The sequence below is a fragment of the Shewanella sp. 3_MG-2023 genome (genome assembly GCF_030548765.1).
GTDB lineage: Bacteria > Pseudomonadota > Gammaproteobacteria > Enterobacterales > Shewanellaceae > Shewanella.
In genome coordinates this window covers 46,804-64,605 of sequence record NZ_JAUOSH010000022.1, presented here as the reverse complement: position 1 = coordinate 64,605, position 17,802 = coordinate 46,804, and the positions used below count along the sequence as shown (strand labels likewise).

The 17,802-nt window shown below is 41.4% G+C and carries 13 protein-coding genes and 1 other RNA gene; 9 read left to right on the top strand and 5 right to left on the bottom strand.

All coding sequences use genetic code 11. The features are described 5' to 3' along the window. Window positions 1-173 precede the first annotated feature (173 nt). The 3 genes from Q4591_RS13445 (at window position 174) to raiA (ending at window position 8,413) form a co-directional block, all read left to right on the top strand. Window positions 174-3,152 (top strand): TonB-dependent receptor, encoded by a 2,979-nt coding sequence (locus Q4591_RS13445; RefSeq protein WP_303461450.1) that lies wholly within the window; start codon window positions 174-176, stop codon window positions 3,150-3,152. 78 nt (window positions 3,153-3,230) lie between these two features. Then, window positions 3,231-7,559, top strand: a complete 4,329-nt coding sequence (gene pulA, locus Q4591_RS13440) for a pullulanase-type alpha-1,6-glucosidase (protein WP_303461447.1) — start codon at window positions 3,231-3,233, stop codon at window positions 7,557-7,559. Between the two features lie 497 nt (window positions 7,560-8,056). Further along, window positions 8,057-8,413: a ribosome-associated translation inhibitor RaiA gene (gene raiA / locus Q4591_RS13435; RefSeq protein ID WP_102477203.1), complete on the top strand. Its 357-nt coding sequence runs from the start codon at window positions 8,057-8,059 to the stop codon at window positions 8,411-8,413. A 109-nt stretch (window positions 8,414-8,522) separates the two neighbouring features. On the opposite strand, the gene Q4591_RS13430 is transcribed toward raiA, so the two are convergent. Continuing rightward, entirely contained in the window at window positions 8,523-9,245 is a 723-nt protein-coding gene (locus Q4591_RS13430) for a YebC/PmpR family DNA-binding transcriptional regulator (protein ID WP_102438132.1), read from the bottom strand. A gap of 326 nt (window positions 9,246-9,571) precedes the next feature. Here Q4591_RS13430 and Q4591_RS13425 point away from each other — a divergent pair, with 326 nt between their 5' ends. After that, a complete protein-coding gene (locus Q4591_RS13425) occupies window positions 9,572-9,835 on the top strand; it encodes a TIGR02922 family protein (RefSeq protein ID WP_102438134.1) in 264 nt (87 codons plus the stop codon). Window positions 9,836-10,147: 312 nt separating this feature from the next. Here Q4591_RS13425 and Q4591_RS13420 read toward each other — a convergent pair whose 3' ends face one another. Further along, window positions 10,148-12,886, bottom strand: coding sequence for an EAL domain-containing protein (locus Q4591_RS13420; RefSeq protein ID WP_133126442.1), 2,739 nt, complete (start codon window positions 12,884-12,886; stop codon window positions 10,148-10,150). A 396-nt stretch (window positions 12,887-13,282) separates the two neighbouring features. On the opposite strand from Q4591_RS13420, the gene Q4591_RS13415 reads away from it, so the two are divergent. After that, window positions 13,283-13,624, top strand: coding sequence for a zinc ribbon domain-containing protein YjdM (locus Q4591_RS13415; RefSeq protein ID WP_076542642.1), 342 nt, complete (start codon window positions 13,283-13,285; stop codon window positions 13,622-13,624). Window positions 13,625-13,799: 175 nt separating this feature from the next. Here Q4591_RS13415 and ssrA read toward each other — a convergent pair. Further along, window positions 13,800-14,154: a transfer-messenger RNA gene (gene ssrA / locus Q4591_RS13410) on the bottom strand. A 73-nt stretch (window positions 14,155-14,227) separates the two neighbouring features. Beyond that, window positions 14,228-14,725, bottom strand: coding sequence for an SsrA-binding protein SmpB (gene smpB, locus Q4591_RS13405; RefSeq protein ID WP_076542647.1), 498 nt, complete (start codon window positions 14,723-14,725; stop codon window positions 14,228-14,230). A gap of 204 nt (window positions 14,726-14,929) precedes the next feature. On the opposite strand from smpB, the gene Q4591_RS13400 reads away from it, so the two are divergent. Together Q4591_RS13400 and Q4591_RS13395 are read left to right on the top strand one after the other, a co-directional pair. Next, window positions 14,930-15,367 carry a type II toxin-antitoxin system RatA family toxin gene (locus Q4591_RS13400; RefSeq protein WP_102440491.1) on the top strand — a complete coding sequence of 146 codons (438 nt, stop codon included), beginning with the start codon at window positions 14,930-14,932 and terminating at the stop codon, window positions 15,365-15,367. Beyond that, window positions 15,357-15,692: an RnfH family protein gene (locus Q4591_RS13395; RefSeq protein WP_102440492.1), complete on the top strand. Its 336-nt coding sequence runs from the start codon at window positions 15,357-15,359 to the stop codon at window positions 15,690-15,692. The genes Q4591_RS13400 and Q4591_RS13395 overlap by 11 nt, the downstream gene beginning before the upstream one ends. A gap of 104 nt (window positions 15,693-15,796) precedes the next feature. On the opposite strand, the gene Q4591_RS13390 is transcribed toward Q4591_RS13395, so the two are convergent. After that, on the bottom strand, window positions 15,797-16,312 hold the full coding sequence (locus Q4591_RS13390) for an outer membrane protein assembly factor BamE (RefSeq protein WP_102440603.1): 516 nt from the start codon (window positions 16,310-16,312) through the stop codon (window positions 15,797-15,799). A 322-nt stretch (window positions 16,313-16,634) separates the two neighbouring features. Between Q4591_RS13390 and Q4591_RS13385 the strand changes: the two genes are divergently transcribed. Beyond that, the gene (locus Q4591_RS13385; protein ID WP_102520548.1) at window positions 16,635-17,456 is read left to right on the top strand and encodes an SAM-dependent methyltransferase; all 822 of its coding nucleotides are present in this window, start codon (window positions 16,635-16,637) and stop codon (window positions 17,454-17,456) included. A gap of 90 nt (window positions 17,457-17,546) precedes the next feature. Further along, a complete protein-coding gene (locus Q4591_RS13380; protein WP_102440602.1) occupies window positions 17,547-17,756 on the top strand; it encodes a hypothetical protein in 210 nt (69 codons plus the stop codon). Window positions 17,757-17,802: the final 46 nt, after the last annotated feature.

Sequence of the window (17,802 nt, the reverse complement as noted above, 5' to 3'; positions counted from 1 at the left end):
TATTGTAATAATTGGTATGTTAATAATATGTTATGAATACGTATGCAGTAAATTGAGGCTAGCGCTGAACCATGTCTAGTATATCGGGATAATAATGCCTGATATTCCATTAGTCTGAGTCGTATAACTGAATGTTGGGTGACTATAAAGTCAGTAAGGTGAGGGGAAACTCAATGTTCAATTGTAAACCTAGTGTGTTATCGCTAGCGCTAGCTGCTGCGGGGGGCGGATTTGCTTTTTCATCCGATATAGCGCTTGCTGCCGATGGCATCAATACAGAAAAAACTCAGGTCGCTAATGCGGTCGAAAATGAAACTAATGTGGATAATGCCGCAGCAAATACCAGTAGCAATAATATCACCGCTGAAGATGACATTGAGGTTATTCGTGTCACCGGTTATAGCCGTAGTTTGATTGATTCACTTAATTCAAAACGTTATGGGGATACTGTTTCTGAGCAACTATCAGCAGATGACTTAGGCGCACTGCCAGATGTATCAATGGCGGATGCATTAACCCGTTTACCGGGGATTTCAGCGGTGAGAACCGGTGGCCAAGCTGCTCAAATCAATATTCGTGGTATGTCAGGTGGCTTTGTCTCTTCAACCTTAAATGGTCGTGAGCAGGTATCGACAAGTGGCTCTCGTAGCATTGAGTTTGATCAATATCCTTCTGAGCTAATTAGCTCTGCTGCAGTATATAAATCTTCTAAAGCATCATTACTTGAAGGGGGCGTAGCCGGTACGGTTGAGTTAGCAACGGTTAGTCCTTTGAGCAAAACAGAAAAACATAACTTTGTGGTGAATGCCCGCGCTATGTATAACGACCGCGCGAGTGAAGTGTATGGTGCGGAAGAATATGGCGATCGCGTCAGTTTTTCATATCAGGGTAAATTTCTTGAAGACACATTAGGTATTGCCGTTGGTTATGCAAGATTGAATCAGCCAAGCGTAGCAACTCAATTTATTGGCTTTGCATACAATGGCACAGCGGATGTCGACTTTATCGAAAATGACACCAATGGCCCGATTGGTGACGATGGCGATATGACTAACGCCCATAAAGAATATTTGGGTGAAGGTTTTGAACTACAGCATCTTGGCGGCGTTGAAACTCGAAATGGCTACATGGGGGCGATTGAATGGGCACCGGTTGATAATTTTGTCCTTAAAGCTGATGCATTTATATCTCGCTTTGACACAGAAGCCTTTGCCCGTGGTTTTAGGGTTAAGTTAGAGCCAGAAAGTGCTTCAATTGCCAACCCTGTTTTAGATGGTAACTCAGTGATTGGTGGTACTTACAACCGTAAGTCTACTGGTAACACGCGGGTTGAGTTGGTTAACGATGACAATCAAGATTTTGATGAAGTAAATAGCTATGGCATTAACGCTGATTGGCAAGTTACTGACAATCTTAATGTGAATGTTGATGTGTCTTTATCATCGGCAAAAAGTAATTTTCGTAATGGTTTGTTATGGTCAAATGTGGCAGTTGATGCCAACGCCGACACGCCCATTTTTGATGAAAATGTATCAATTAGCTACTTACTGAATGGTTTAGATTTACCCGATGTGGGTTTTAATCAAGCGGATGCATTTTCTGATACTGACCGTATGATGGTCAGCAAATATGGCATCTATCCCTATGTGAATGAAGATGAATTAATCGCTTATCGGATAGATTTTGAATACACCCTAGACAATGATGTTATATCCAGTGTTGAGTTTGGTAGTCGTTATTCAGACCGTACTTACTCTAATGACCGCTCAGTATTTGAATACGGAGTTGATAATGCTTTTTCGAGTTCGCAGCCGCCATTAAGATTGACCGATGACATGACCACTGTCGTTGATTGGGAAGGTGATTTTAGCTATTTCCCATCTTATTTAGCCATTGATGTTGATGCGGCACTTAACGCGTGGTTCCCAAATGGAACTCCGCAACCAGTGCAAACATGGGGTAACGCTGATGGTGTTGCACCGGGGCAAGCCCAAGGTTATACCAACAACTATTCATGGTCAGTATTGCAAAGTGGTGAAGTGTACGAAAAGGTTTGGTCTGGTTATGCCTTAGCCAATATCAATACTGAATTAGGTGGTTTGCCAATAACGGGTAACGTTGGCGTAAGGGTGGTAAACACCGAACAATCGGCAACCGTGCTTAAAAATGTGGGGGGCGATCCAGCTTTTGGTGCGCAAAATATTCTCGACGAAATCGGTATCAATAACTCGCTTTATGCTCCCATCGTTGAAGGGGTGAGCTATACCGATTACTTGCCTTCAATTAACCTTAACTTTCATGTGACAGAAAGCGCTCAAGTGCGTTTTGGCGCCGCGAAAGTGATGTCTCGCCCACCTATTAATCGCTTAGCGGGCGATGCGAGCGCTTCGGTCAGCGACACAGGTGAAATTAATGGTTCAAGCACTAATAACCCATTCTTAAAGCCTTTCTATGCCGATCAATACGATGTGTCTTATGAGTATTACTTTGATGAAGGTGCGTTTGTTGCTGCGCTTTTCTACAAAGATATTAAGTCATTTATTGATACCGACAGCATCGACAACTACGACTTTAAAGGCAATGGCTACAACGTGCCTGATTCGATTGAATTAGACAGTGGCCAAGTTGTGCCAACGGTTAATGGTACTTTCACAACGGCAATGAATAACGAAAAGGGCGGCTATATTCGCGGTTTAGAACTGGCCTACACCCAAGTGTTTGCTTCATTACCCGATGCGTGGTCAGGGTTAGGCTTTAATGCCAGTTATTCCTATACCGAATCTGAAATCGAAACCATTTCTACCTTTGCTGGTGAAGCGTCAAAGCAAGGCCTACCTGGCTTATCAAATAATGTTGCAAGTGCAACGTTATTTTACAGTTATGAAGGCTTTGAAACTCGAGTTAGCGCTCGCTATCGTGACGACTTTATCTCAGAGCAAGTCGCTATTAATGAGCAGGTGGTCAATTTTGACGGTGAAACCGTGATTGATTATCAAGCGTCTTATCAAGTGACCGATGGGCTAGGACTGTTATTCCAAGTGAATAACTTAACTGACGAGCCAACTAAGAGCTATTTTGGCAACCAAAACAAAACCGGCACCATTCAGTACTTCGGTCGTGAATTTTATCTAGGGTTAAATTATGTCATGTAAATCTAACGCTGATGACGCCGTTAAGAAACTTAGCTCAACCAAATGCCCAGTATCGAATTTAACAGGGAGAAGTGACTCATGATGAGCCTTTATAGAATAATAAAATTATCCGCAGTGACTTTATCGTTAACTGCTCTGTATGGTTGTGGTGGTGACTCAGTAGAGTCCGGTGAAGTACTGCTAACCTGTAATGTGCCCAATGTACCGAATGCCGAGGGCACTGCGTGTGTTCCACCGCCGCCATTAAGTTGTCCTGCACCGACTTTTCCTGATGCAAACAATGAAACGTGTGAAGTGGGCTTAAACCCTAACTTGCCTTTGCCTAGTGTGTTAGCGGGGGCAAATCAAGCGGTACTTTATTACCACCGCAAGCAAGATAAAAATAACACTGAGTCAAATCCAAAGTATTCAGCATATAAATTACACACTTGGAATAACGACAAATGTGACGCTTATGCTCCGCCATTTGACAGCACGGACTGGGCCAATGGACATCGTTTTACTGGGGTTGATGAAGTCTACGGCGCTTATTGGGTTTTAGAATTAAAAGAAGGCTATGGAGAATGTGCTAATTTCATTATTCATGATGGTGATGATAAGGCCATTGCTTCGGGCGATTTAAGCATGAGCTTAATTGCCTTTGAAGACGGAGACGCACCAGAAGCCATGTTCGATCGCACAAACTTTACCATTGATGGGATTGGCGATATTTATGCTTATCCTGTGTTAGATACTGGCTTTTCAATTGATGGTGCTAGTGCTCATTGGCTCGATCAAAATACTTTTGTATGGAATCAGTCAGCGGACGGCATAGCAAAATTTGTTATTCATCATTCTGATAGTGCAGGAATTGCAGCTGACAATGATGGCAATATCAGTGGCACACAAGTTGAAGTTATGAGCAGTGAGCTAACTGATGCGCAAAAAGCCTTAGTACCGCATTTAGCGGATTGGCCTGCTTATGAAGCGAATTTTACTACAGAAGAAGCTAAGTCTATTGCTAAAAATCAGTTGGTTATGGTGGCTTATGATGGCGACGACAAACCTGTTGCAGCAACTCATGTTCAAGCCGCTAAAGTACTTGATGCACTGTACACCGCTGGTGAGAATGATGCTGATGAAGCTGACTTAGGCATAATCTATGATGGCAGTAACATCATGGCGAAAGTCTGGGCACCAACAGCTCAAACAGTGAATTTGAAAGTTTATGATGCAGCTAAAAACTTAACCCGTACTGAGTCGATGACCTTAGATGCTGAAACGGGGATTTGGTCATTTAGCGGTGATATGAGCTTAGACAGAATGTATTACCGTTACGAACTCATTGTTTTCCATCCTGTAACTAAAGCCATTGAAACACTTGAATCAACGGACCCTTATTCTCTGAATGTGTCAACCAATGGCCGCTATAGTCAATTTATTAACTTAAGTGATGATGACTTAAAACCTGATGGTTGGGATGACCACGAAGTCATGACGGTTGCCAATCCTGAAGATATCGTGATTTACGAAGGTCATGTTCGTGATTTTAGTGCTCGCGATGAAAGCACTAGCGCAGAAAACCGAGGTAAGTATTTAGCCTTTACTGAAGCGGGTAGTGCACCTGTTGAGCATCTACGTAAATTAGCTGAAAGTGGCGTGACTCATTTTCATTTATTGCCTGTCAATGATATCGCTACTGTTAATGAAGATCCGGCAGAGCGAGTTGATATCACAGACACTTTAGGCACCTTGTGTGACAAGATTGAAGACAGTGCAGATGCCTGTGTTACCCAAGATAAATCAGCCACAATTGAATCAATCCTAGAAGGAGCATTACCAGGCTCAAAAGATGCCCAAGCATTAGTTGAAGCTATGCGCGGCTATGACAGCTTTAACTGGGGGTATGACCCTCAGCATTTTATTGCCCCAGAAGGCAGTTATGCTAGCGATGCCGATGGCATTGCTCGAGTTAGAGAGTTACGTGAAATGAACTTAGCTTTACATGAGTTAGGGCTAAGAGTCGTGTTAGATGTGGTGTATAACCATACCAGTTCATCTGGGCTTTGGGATAACTCAGTGCTCGATAAAGTCGTGCCAGGTTATTACCACCGTTATAACGAAATTAGCGGTAACATTGAATCATCCACCTGTTGTGATAATACCGCCACTGAACATCGAATGATGGATAAGTTTGTCTCTGATTCAATGGTGATTTTAGCTGAGCAATATGGTTTTGATGGTTTCCGATTCGACGTGATGGGTCATATGCCTAAGAGCAGTATTTTAGCTGCCCGTGATGCCGTTCAAGCGGTTGATGCTGATAACTACTTCTATGGTGAAGGTTGGAACTTTGGTGAAGTCGCCGATAATCGATTGTTTGAACAGGCCACTCAAGCCAATATGGCAGGCAGTGAAGTCGGTACCTTTAATGACCGTATTCGTGAGGCCGTTCGAGGGGGGGCTTTATTTGCTTCTGAGCAAAAAGATGATTATTTGCGTGACCAAGATACGCTGCGCTTATCAATGGCAGGTAACTTACAAAACTACGTCTTAAAAGACTTTAACGGCAATACTGCCACAGGGAGTAGCTTTAGCTGGAACTCACAGCCAACAGCTTACACCTTAGATCCTGCAGACAGTATTAACTATGTATCAAAGCATGATAACGAAACCTTATGGGATATTTTACAGTATTCAAATGATATTGGTTTATCGTTAGATAGCCGCGTACGAGTGCAAAATATTGCTGCTACGATTCCATTAATGAGCCAAGGTATTCCATTTTTACAAATGGGTGGCGACATGTTGCGCTCGAAATCATTAGACCGAAATACTTATGATTCCGGCGATTGGTTTAACTGGGTCGACTTTACTAAAGGCAGTAATAACTGGAATGTCGGCTTACCGTTAGAGCAAGATAATGCTGCCAAAATGGAGCAAATTATTGCGCTTGCGGGTAATCCTAATTCAGCTGCCTCTATGTCTGAAATTGAGTTTGCTTCTAACGTCTTTAATGAGTTTTTATCTATACGTAAAACGAGCCCACTACTGCGTTTAACGACTGAGCAAGACATTATTGACCGTGTTGGTTTCCATAATATTGGCAAGAATCAAACTCAGGGCGTAATTGTGATGAGTATTGATGATGGTGCTGATTTAACTGATATAGACCCTTCAGTTGATGCCATGGTGGTGATGATCAACGGCAGTGAAAGTGAGCAGTCTCATACAGTGCCGACTGCATCTGGGTTTAGTTTGCATCCAAGTTTATCTATGTCGATTGACACCACAGTGCAAAGTGCCAACTTTAGTGAGGGGACTGAAGAGGGCACGTTTACTGTACCGGCTTATACCACAGCAGTGTTTGTGAAAAACCAAGGTGATACACAAGGTGCAGGTTTAAGTGCTAATGCTACAGCGGGTGCGCCAGATGTTGTGCCATATGGCAGCACTGAAGTATTTGTTCGTGGTGGCATGAATGGCTGGGGTGAAGTGGATAGCTTTACCTATATTGGTAGTGGTGAATATCGCGTTGCAATTACTTTAGCCGCGGGTGGCTATGACTTTAAAGTGGCATCCAGTGATTGGAGCACTGTGGACTTTGGCGGCGTGTCAGATGCCGAAGCGGGAGTTGATGAAGACGTAGCTGAGCCACTTGCTAGAGCGGGCGCAAATTTAAGCTTTACCGCAACACTTGATGGGACTTATGTGTTCTCACTTAATGCAGCAGATAAAGATAACCCAGTGCTAACCGTATACAACGAAGAGCCTTTCGTTGGCACTAGTGTTTATGTTCGTGGCGGCATGAATGGTTGGGGCGAAACCAATGAATTGGTTTACATGGGTGGCAGTATTTACCAAGCAGAAATATTGGTATCAGCAGCAAACCATGAATTTAAAGTTGCCTCAAGTGATTGGTCTACAGTTGATTACGGCAGTTTAGATGATAATGGTGCAGTGACCTTAGATACTGCCAAAGCGTTAGCGGTTGCAGGGACGAATATGAGTCTCAACTTTGAAACTGAAGAAATGTACACTTTTACTTTTAATATGAGTAATCGTTTAGAGCCAATGCTAACTGTCAATAAAACAGAAATGTTTGGCACTAATACTGTGTATATTCGTGGCGGAATGAATGGCTGGGGTGAAGTTGATGCACTAACTTACCAAGGTTCTTCGGTTTACCATGTTGATATCGCTTTAGAGGCGGGCAATCATGAATTTAAGATTGCTACTGCAGATTGGTCTACTGTTGATTTTGGTGCTATTGCTGGCGAAGAAACGGTGTTAGAAGGTGAAATGAAGTCATTGGCATCCAAAGGGGCTAATATGAATTTTAATGCTGCAGATGCTGGCACATATCGATTTACGGTAACTGGCCCCAGTGCGAGCTCTCCCACCTTGTCGGTAACCAAAGTTAACTGACTTTAACGATAAACTTATCTCAAATGACCGATATAACAAAACCCAGCTTATGCTGGGTTTTTTATGAAATCCACTCCAGTGCTTAAAAGTGAGTGTAAAGCGTGAATTATCACTTTTAGTCATAGATTAACTTGAGGCCATGGACGCTTGAACTGTGCCTTAATTTAGCTTTTTTGGCTGATTTTTAAACTATTTTGAAGGTTAATTTTCTTAAAAAACAGCTAAATGCACAAATAAAGTGCAAACACGACAAAAGTTGCAGATTTTGTTTTAATTTTATGTCTATACTGAAGTTGTAAGACAAATGAATCGCTGCAAACAAAATAATTAACACTAGTATGAGGGGGTAGTGAGAAATTTTTGTAATGTTAACAAAAATTTATCCAACTTCCCTTGAGTTCTAGGACACAAGTCCTCAAATATACTGGTGTAAGAATAAAATTGCTTAAAGAAAGTGAAGTATATAGCGTCGCTATATTATTAAAGGATATTTATCTATGAAAATAAATCTTTCGGGTCACCATGTCGATGTTACTGATACTGTAAAAGAACACGTCAATCAAAAATTCACTAAAATAGCCAGTCATTTCCCAACGCTAATATCACTCGATATTATTATTTCAAAAGAGCACGGCGAGTTTGAAGTAGAAATTACCACGAACTATGAAGGTAGCCGAATCGCTGCCAAAGCGTCAGATCCCGTTATGTACCCAGCACTTACCCAAGCAGGTAAAAAACTTGATGCCGCACTCAAGCATCGAAAAGGACAATTAAAAGCAGATTTACATCAGAAGCCCGAGGTTACAGCACCTGAAATAGCTTATGAAAAAGTTCAAGAAATGGAATTAAAATAAGCGACTTGCCCTTATTTTAGCTACAAAGGTAAGCCATAAAAAACGCAGTCTATTGACTGCGTTTTTATTGGGCTCATCCGCTTTAGGGCTGGCGTAAGAGCTGTTGCTGTTAGTCGTTAATCTCAGCATTGTGATAAACGTTTTGTACGTCATCACAGTCTTCTAAAGCAGCAATAAATTTATCGAAGGTTTCAACATCTTCACCGGTCACTTCGGTCATGGCCTGAGGTACAAATGTGATATGTTCAACTTCAAATTCGATGTCTGCATTATCTTCAGTTAATGCCACACGGACTTTATTGTATTCAGTGATTGGTGAGAAAACGCTGATCATGCCATCTTCTAACTCAACATCAGTCACGTCCACATCAGCCATCATCAGCAATTCTAAAACGGCTTCATCGTCATCACCAGGAAATACAAATACGGCTTGGTGGTCAAAACTGTGAGCAACAGTACCAGGTCCACCTAACTTAGCATCATTTTTAACGAAAGCTTGACGCACTTCAGTGAAAGTACGTTTCACATTGTCAGTTAAGCAATCTACGATGACTGAACATCCACCAGGGCCAAAACCTTCATAACGCGCGGTATCATAATCTTCACCGCCACCGCCTTTGGCTTTTTCAATGGCACGTTCGATAACATGAGTCGGTACTTGGTCTTTTTTCGCTCGTGCAATTAAGCTGCGTAATGCTAAGTTACCGTCAGGATCAACACCACCATTTTTAGCTGAAACATATATCTCTTTACCGTAGCGCGAGTATAAACGCGTTTTTTGGCCAGCGGTTTTAGCCATAGATTCTTTGCGGTTTTGGTATGCTCTTCCCATCTTAATCTCAGTCTTATATCGAAAAATTGTCGATGATTCTAGCAAAAATTATCGCAACTGTTTAGGGGCTGTATCTGTTTCAATGTTAATTTTACTGGTTTTTGCTCATTTTCTTGCCAGCAGCACAAAAATGACCGCTGTAGATATTAAAATTCCCCCTAATTTTTGAACAAAATCATCATTAAGCAGTGAGCTAGGTCAAATTAACAATACCTTTGTAAGTAATATGTTGTTCAGTTTCTCGATAAATCAATAATTCATGACTAGACTTATCATAAGGGAACTAATAGTCATGTTAGCCGCTTTATAAGGATGAGAGTGAACTTATGACAGAAGTAACGCAGCCGTTAGCCACAGTTGATAAAGATAATAAAGCGACAGTAACGGTATTATTTTATGATGCTCCGGCAGGTCTATCTATGAATAACACTGTACTGAAAGGGTTGCATGTCAGTGCCGCTGGAAGGGTAATATTGCCCGATGAGTTTCGAGAGGGTAAGTCGATTATTGCCGTGCTTGATGGTGAGTGCACAGTGCTTAACACCTTGGGCGAGCGAGTTTATTCTCAACAAAAAATGATTGGTAACTAACTAATTTTTTATAATCAAACAGCAACTAACATCATTAAATAAAACTAGGGCGACTATATTTAGTCGCCCTAGTTTTATTTAATGGCCACGGTTTTGTGTTTCACACTAATCTGATGCCATGTTGTCTGAGCGAGTTTAATTGCAACCAGACTCATAAAAACACAGCTCATCGCTGATTGAGCCGGCTTGGTGAGTGACAACATACCGCAACTGAGTAGCGGTATTTTTTGTTAGTGATTAGCACTTACTTCTAACTCCTAACTCCTAACTCCTTAGTGATTAGTGATTAGTGCTTGCAGATAGTGCTGAGGGTTAACTAAATACTGGCTCAATAACGCTATTTGTCAGCTGTTTTTTTACTGGGCGCGGTAAGCCTAATGCTGCCTCAATTGTTGGCTGGGGTTTACCCAGTAAATAGCCTTGGGCGTAATCAATTTGGTAGTGCTTGACCATATTTAGCACCTTGTCAGAATCCACAAATTCAGCCACGGTTTGAATATGCATTTTGCGAGCAAACTCAGATACGGTTTCAACTAAATGTTGGGCTTTTTTATCATGATCTAGGTGACGGATAAGCGAGCCATCAATCTTAATGATATCCACATCTAAGCTGAGTAAATGACTAAAGTTAGAATAACCAGCTCCAAAGTCATCAATGGCTATTTTACAGCCAAAAGGTTTTACTTTTGCAATGAAGTCTTTTACTAATTGGTAGTTGGTGATCTCATCACTTTCAAGTAATTCAAAGGTTAATCTTTGCGCCACCCCAGAGTATTGCTTCAGTAAATTAAGCAGCTGATTCACTTGTTCAGGTAGGGCAATATCATCGATAGAGATATTGACTGAAAACTCGTAGGGCTGTAGATGAAATAATGCAAAAGATTTTGTTAGCATACTCTGCATCAATAGTGGGTAAATACGCGATTGCACGGCGGTTTTCATAAACATTGCAGGCGTTAAATAATCGCCATCAGCTTGTTTTATTCGCATTAAACATTCAAATTTCGGGGCGCTATTGCCATCCAGTGGCTGGATTAATTGTACAAAGGGCACTACGGCATCATTTTGTATTGCCAGCGCCAACATACGGCTTTGCTGCATGTTGTGTTCAAAAGCTTGTGGGTTGACCATTGATAAAGAAAACAGCTGATAACGCTGAAACTGTTTAAGGGCAATTCTTCTGGCTAAATCAGCATGTTGATGCAGTTGTGAGTAATTACTATCAATACAGTGGGCTCCACCGGCGCTGAGGTTAACATATACCTCGTTGCCATCTATGGTGATGGCATGTTGAGTGACATCATCAATAATGGCTTCTGCTAGTTGTTGTAAGTGCAGATCTTCAACTTGATTGCTAAGGGTGACGACAAACTCGTTAGCGCCGGTTTTGTAAACCGTGTGCTGACTAGCGGCAGCGACGATCCGCTTGGCAATAACTTTGATAGTCGCATCGCCAGTTTTTACCCCGTAAAAATCATTTATTTGGCCAAACTGATTAATGTTAAAGGCAATTAAAGAGTGCGCAGTTTTGCCTGCTAAATCTGCGTAAAGCTTTTTGCGGTTAGGCAAGCCTGTAAGATTATTAAAATAAGCCTCGGTATACAGATTAGTATTTTGCTGCTCAATTTTATTAAAGCTGGTGACCAAGGACTGACGCATTAATTCGAAGTCTTCGGCCAGTTGTTGAATTTCATCTTGGCTATTTATGTAAAGTTTTTGGTTTAAATTACCCTTAACGATTCTTTGGGTCCAACTGGTCAGTATTAGAATGTCTTTGGTGACAATTTTACCGACGCGCATAAACAACCAGCTAGCGACAGCAATCAGCCCCAGCAAAAGCAACAACTGAAAAAACAGTATATTTAATAGTTCAGTGCCATAAAGCTTTACTTGAATCGACGCACCATAAAAGCCTTTTAATTGACCTCGGTAGACAATAGGCTGCATCAACTGGCTAAAACCTAGTACCCATTCAGCTTGTTGGGTACGGGCGGTTTCTATTTTACGCATATTACGTGGGCGTTTTTTTACCTGTAATTGCCCAGTAAGCGCTTGTTGTTGTGCCTTGGGAATTAATTGCGCCCATAAGCCCTTCATAAAGTAATCTTCAGAGCTAGCAAAGCCAAGTTTTGAGGCTCTATCTTGTTGGATGGTTTCATTCTGACGGCGGTGATGCAAACTGACTAATTGGCCGTTTTTATCCAGCACCGCAAAATCAGACAAGGTAATTTGAAATAAGCTGTTTTGTTTTTTATCGATGCGGGTAGTCGCTTGAGAAAAAAAACGCTCAATGGTCGCTGAGATTTGTTGTTGCTGGCTTGCTATGTTGTCAAAATCAATTTGTTCACTGGCTAGCAGCAAGTGCATGTTATGCAAGGTGTCACTAACCGAAAGCTTTATCAATTGGCGGCTTTGATGCAGTTGATAGCCAAAAAACACCACTTGTACACAAATAAGGATCAACATGTTGCTGATCATCAGTTTACGGTGAAAGGGCATTTTTAAATGCAGTAACCAATATAAAAAAGGCTCTAATACACAAAATAGTAAAAATGCCCCCACAATCGATAGAGTAAATAGCTGCACTGTGGTGGCAATCTTGGGCCAGTCAAACACGTGTAACACAGAGTTGGTATCACCCCAAGGGTTACTGGCTGTGTTAGGGGTATTCGGGTCTAAAATCCAAATCGGTGTCGGCTGTCCATCGAGATGCAGCACCAGTTTATATTCAATGTCACCGGGATGAATGGAAAGATCATATTGCCACTGGTTAGCAGAGACTTGCTGCATTTGATAATAAGGGTCGTCACTATACCAGTCAGAAAAACTGCCACTGACAAAAACCTTATTCACTTTAGCATCAGGGCTAAGACCATAATCTTGATTGAGGGCGTCAGAGAGCGGCAAGGTTAGCGTGATGCGATAAGGGCTTAACGCATCTGTAGTCATTGCATTAATTAGCCAAGTTTGAATCGGCCACAAACAGACTAGTGCAACCAAAATGCCCAGCCTCATTTTCCATTTATGTAAATAATGAGCAACTATACTCACAGACACGACCTTGTATCTTAAAAAAGTAACTACAGATGACTATATAACTTAGCCTTTGGTAAGCAATATGAGCTGCAATTTCACAGAGGTCAACAAATAGCAGTATAAAAAATGCCTTAAACAGTGTTCGGAAAAATCACCAATGATCGCAAGCCCTTATGAGGCCAGAGTTTGGGCTTAAAATAACTGATGTAACATGTTTAACACACTTGTATGAAAAATAACACCTTGGCCAGTTCAGTCTCACATCAAGGTGCTAATTTGTGAAGCTCAGCAAATAAGCTGTCTAGCAGATATAGCTTATTTTGCGTATAATAACCGCTATCTGTTTCTGCAATAAAAGTGCTATTTAAGCCACTTAAAGGCAGACAATCATTCATTTAAAGAGAACTCACCATGAGCAATATCCCACCATGTCCAAAATGTGAATCAGCCTACGTATACGAAGATGGCTCACAACTAGTTTGTCCAGAATGTGCTCATGAATGGAACCCAAACGAAGAAATCGTTGATCCAGATGCAATCATCCTAAAAGATGCAGTAGGTAACCTACTTGCAGAAGAAGACAAAGTGACGCTGATTAAAGACCTTAAAGTAAAAGGTTCTTCATTAGTGCTTAAAGTTGGTACTAAAGCGGTTATCAAACGTTTTGTTGATGCTGACCATGATATTGACTGTAAAGTTGATGGTCACGGCCAAATGATGCTCAAATCAAAGTTTGTTAGAAAGCAAAACTAAATCGCTTTTTAATTGAGTTTGATAAAAACCTGCCAAGTGCAGGTTTTTTATGGCCGGCAGTTCAGTTGCCACCGTCTCATTGGAATCGAGAAAGTTATTGATTGGGATTGATAAAAGTTGTTTGAACTAGCCAAAGAAAAAGGGCTTAACCTTGCGGTTAAGCCCTTTTAGAATTTGGTGGAGGCGGCGGGATTTGAACCCGCGTCCAGAAAGCCTACATCCAAGGCGCTACATGTTTAGTCTCTCTTTTGGTTAACCAAGTACACTCCGAAAGACAGGATTGCAATTGGCGAGTCCGATACTATTTCGCGGTTCACCCTCGGACGGAGTTCCCTCGCTATCAAATGTAATATGACCATCTTGAATCCCTGCCCATTTGAGAGACGTGGGTAAGATGGCTAGCTAGCCTAAGCTGCTAGAGAGTAGTTAGAGTCGTTAGCAACTATAACAGTGCGGCTTTTTACGAGGCCAACCGCCCCTCGACATGCTCCCAGGGTTTCGTGAATCCTGTCGAATCCAGAATCGCCCCCAAAGTTTGTTGATTGTATCGGGTAAATACTAAAATACCTAATGTATTTGACCACAGTTACAATCGTTTGTTCATTATCCGTCCAGTCTCGACTTCTTCATTACTCGAGATTGTTCAACTTTCCACTCACGTTCTTTAGTGTCTTGGCGTTTATCGTGATCTTTTTTACCTTTACCGAGTCCTATTTCCACCTTTACCCAAGCGCTTTTGCGCCAGTAAAGTGACAATGGCACTAAGGTGTAGCCTTGACGCTCAATTAAGCCTTCAAGTTTATCAATTTCACTGCGCTTTAATAACAGCTTTTTAGTACGCACTGGGTCGCAAACTACATGGGTGGTTGCAGTGTTAAGTGGCTGAATGGTACAGCCATGCATAAAGGCTTCACCGTTTTTAATAAAAACGTAGCAATCTGCGAGGGTCACTTTACCCATACGCAAAGATTTTACTTCCCAGCCTTGAAGCTCTAAACCGGCTTCGACTTTTTCTTCGATTTTAAATTCAAAGGTGGCGCGCTTATTACGTGTAATCGTAGCGGGCGGATTCTTTGATTTTTTTGAATTCTTTTTTACCATAATCGCGTGTGATACCCGCTGTTATCCCATTTAAAAACTCTGCTTACTCGTTGACGTGTGGCAGAGATGGGGGAGAGAGAAAACTAATCTGTGGATTATACCCAAACGGCTTAAAGATGCGAGTACATTCATCAAGCTGTAATGGATGCGTTTTCTTGGGAGCATGTTAAAATCGACTCATTGTTAATATGAGTGTTGTTTTTCATGCCAAAAATTTCAAAAAGTGTACTGGTTCGATTTAGTGCAATGCAGATGTATGATCTGGTTAATGATGTGGAGTCATATCATGCATTTTTACCCGGCTGTGTGGGTGGGAAAGTGCTGGAGTTTGATGGACAAACTATGGTGGCGTCGGTTGATGTCTCTAAAGCTGGGATCCGTAAAACCTTCACCACTCGTAACCAAGTGGTGCCAGGTAAAACGATTGAGTTAAGGCTTGAGAATGGCCCTTTTAAACATTTAGACGGTTTATGGCGCTTTACCGAGTTAACGGACGATGCCTGTAAAGTTGAATTTGATTTAAATTTCGATTTTTCAAATCCATTAGCTGATTTGGCCTTTGGCAAAGTGTTTAAAGATCTGATGAATTCAATGGTGACGGCATTCACTGAAAGAGCCAAGGTGATTTACAATGACAAATGATGTTGAAACATTTGCGGTGGATGTGATTTATGCGCTACCGACTCAGCAAAAAATTATTAGCGTGAATGTGCTGCCTGGCACCACATTTATTGAGGCGGTAAAGCAAAGCAATATTGTCAGCTTTTTTCCAGAAATTGATTTAGCCAAGGTGAAGCTAGGGGTGTTTAGCCGTCAGGTCAAGCATGATGAAGTATTGGTGTCCGGTCAACGAATAGAAATATATCGGCCATTAATTGCAGATCCTAAAGATGTGCGTCGCAAGCGTGCTGAAAAAGCCAAAGAAGAAGGCCGCAGCAATAAGATAACGGGTGCAAAAGTTAACTGATTTGAACTAAAAGCGGTCATGTATTACTGCTATTACATAAATAAAAACGGAGAGAATGAAACATTCTCTCCGTTTTTATTTTTATTGCTTAAATCTGTTTTTCATTACTGCTCATCTTGCTGCGGTACATCATTTTCAGTTTCTAAGCGCTCTTCTTCAACAAGTGGGTGAATATCGCCCCTCATCGCTTTAGGTTCTTGCTCAGGTAGTAATGGTGCAACAACTGGGGCTGACACTGTTGGCAATGCCCCTTCGTTTAAAGGCGTATTAAAGTCATCACTGAGTTCATAGTCGCCTTCAACTTTGGTGAGTAAGTCGCCATCAAAGTATAAAATAAGTTCTTTATGAGTCACTTTAGCGTTACGGCCACTTTTAAAGTGATAAACGTAATACCAAATATTGTCTGCGAAACTATCACGCAACACTGGGCGACCTAAGATGTATTCAGCCTGCTCTTTAGTCATGTCGATACGCAGTTTTTCAACTTGCTGTAACTCCATGTAGTTACCTTGCGGTATATCTGGCTTGTAAATTAAGTAGTCAAAAACGCTACATGCACTTAGTGATACAGAAAGCGCAACGGCGCCTAAAAGGGTAAGACTTTGTTTTTTATTTATCATTGTCTGCGCTATTTCCTAAAAATCTGACGCCATCATACCCAAGGCTTCCCTATGCTGACAAGTGGCTATTGATACTTCATTACTACTTCAATGACGGTTATGACTCATTAGTGACTCAGTTAGTTCCCCAAATTTGACCAATGATGATTTTATTGGCGCTAAATATGTTGTGCAAATGTTTAAAAGAGGTGGTAATAGCGCTGCTATTTATATAAGTTTGATAGTAACTGGAGTTATTTTTAAATGCCGTGTGCCGCCATGGTAATGCTAGGGCATTTAGTGCAGAAAACTCTTAACCTTTTTTTGAAAAAAATTGAGCACAATGTCATTAACAAGAGTTGAACCGGGTGAGACTGGACGTTTAGTTTTTGTAGGGACGGGACTGCAACTTGCCGGCCATATCAGTAAATTAAGTCAAAGTTATATTGAGAATGCAGATATTGTATTTTCTATTGTGCCCGATGGTTTTGCTAACCGTTGGCTTGAAAGCTTAAATGGCAATCATATCTCATTACAGTGCCATTATGCTCAAGAGGGTGAAGTGAAGAATCGCCGCGACAGCTATGCTGAGATGGTTGAGGCGATTTTGCAGCAAGTTCGTCAGGATAAGCTGGTGGTGGTAGCCTTATATGGTCACCCTGGGGTATTTTCTTGTGTATCTCATTTAGCCATTAAGCAAGCGGTTAACGAAGGCTATGAGGCGAATATGCTGCCGGGTATTTCCGCTGAAGCATGTTTGTGGGCAGATTTAGGCATTGACCCCGGCTCTAATGGTCATCAAAGCTTTGAAGCAACACAATTTATGCTTTACCAGCATCATCCAGATCCTGCGACTTACTTGCTATTATGGCAAATCGCTTTGGCTGGTGAGCATACTTTGACCGAGTTTAGTACTGATCAACACCGCTTGGAGATTTTGGTTGATCACTTAAGCCAATGGTACCCACTTGATCACCAAGTTATTATATATGAAGCGGCAAACTTGCCAATTCAATCTCCAAGAATTGACCAAATTCCTTTAAAGGATTTGCCGTTTGCGCCGTTAAGTATGATCAGTACTTTATTAATCCCACCTTCAATGCCGCTGAAGTTAAATCAGCTGATGATGAAAAAATTAGGGATTAATGCCAATGATATTGGTTAACAGAATACGGGTTATTGTGGACAATAACCGCGCTTGATAGCTGTACTAATCAATAGTGATAACAACCTTGAAGACAAATAAGGAAATAACATGTCAAATTTAACCGAGTTTTTTACTCAATTAAGCTCAGATGCCAAGTTGTTAGAGACTTATAAGAAAGATCCTCGCGGCGTTATGCAGGCCAATGGTTTATCAGATAAAGACATTGACGCTGTGATGTCAGGGGATATGGCGCAAGTTAAATCCTTGGTGGGTGATGTTGAACTGAAATCAATTTTACTCGTCCATCACTTATCGTAATTTTAACCTCATGCTAAAAGCGCTTAATCGGTTACTTTGCTCCACG

Coding starts and splice junctions, on each gene's coding strand:
- Q4591_RS13445 (WP_303461450.1), top strand. CDS start 174: ATGTTCAATTGTAAACCTAGTGTGTTATCGCTAGCGCTAGCTGCTGCG.
- pulA (WP_303461447.1), top strand. CDS start 3,231: ATGATGAGCCTTTATAGAATAATAAAATTATCCGCAGTGACTTTATCG.
- raiA (WP_102477203.1), top strand. CDS start 8,057: ATGAAAATAAATCTTTCGGGTCACCATGTCGATGTTACTGATACTGTA.
- Q4591_RS13430 (WP_102438132.1), bottom strand. CDS start 9,245: ATGGGAAGAGCATACCAAAACCGCAAAGAATCTATGGCTAAAACCGCT.
- Q4591_RS13425 (WP_102438134.1), top strand. CDS start 9,572: ATGACAGAAGTAACGCAGCCGTTAGCCACAGTTGATAAAGATAATAAA.
- Q4591_RS13415 (WP_076542642.1), top strand. CDS start 13,283: ATGAGCAATATCCCACCATGTCCAAAATGTGAATCAGCCTACGTATAC.
- smpB (WP_076542647.1), bottom strand. CDS start 14,725: ATGGTAAAAAAGAATTCAAAAAAATCAAAGAATCCGCCCGCTACGATT.
- Q4591_RS13400 (WP_102440491.1), top strand. CDS start 14,930: ATGCCAAAAATTTCAAAAAGTGTACTGGTTCGATTTAGTGCAATGCAG.
- Q4591_RS13395 (WP_102440492.1), top strand. CDS start 15,357: ATGACAAATGATGTTGAAACATTTGCGGTGGATGTGATTTATGCGCTA.
- Q4591_RS13390 (WP_102440603.1), bottom strand. CDS start 16,312: ATGATAAATAAAAAACAAAGTCTTACCCTTTTAGGCGCCGTTGCGCTT.
- Q4591_RS13385 (WP_102520548.1), top strand. CDS start 16,635: ATGTCATTAACAAGAGTTGAACCGGGTGAGACTGGACGTTTAGTTTTT.
- Q4591_RS13380 (WP_102440602.1), top strand. CDS start 17,547: ATGTCAAATTTAACCGAGTTTTTTACTCAATTAAGCTCAGATGCCAAG.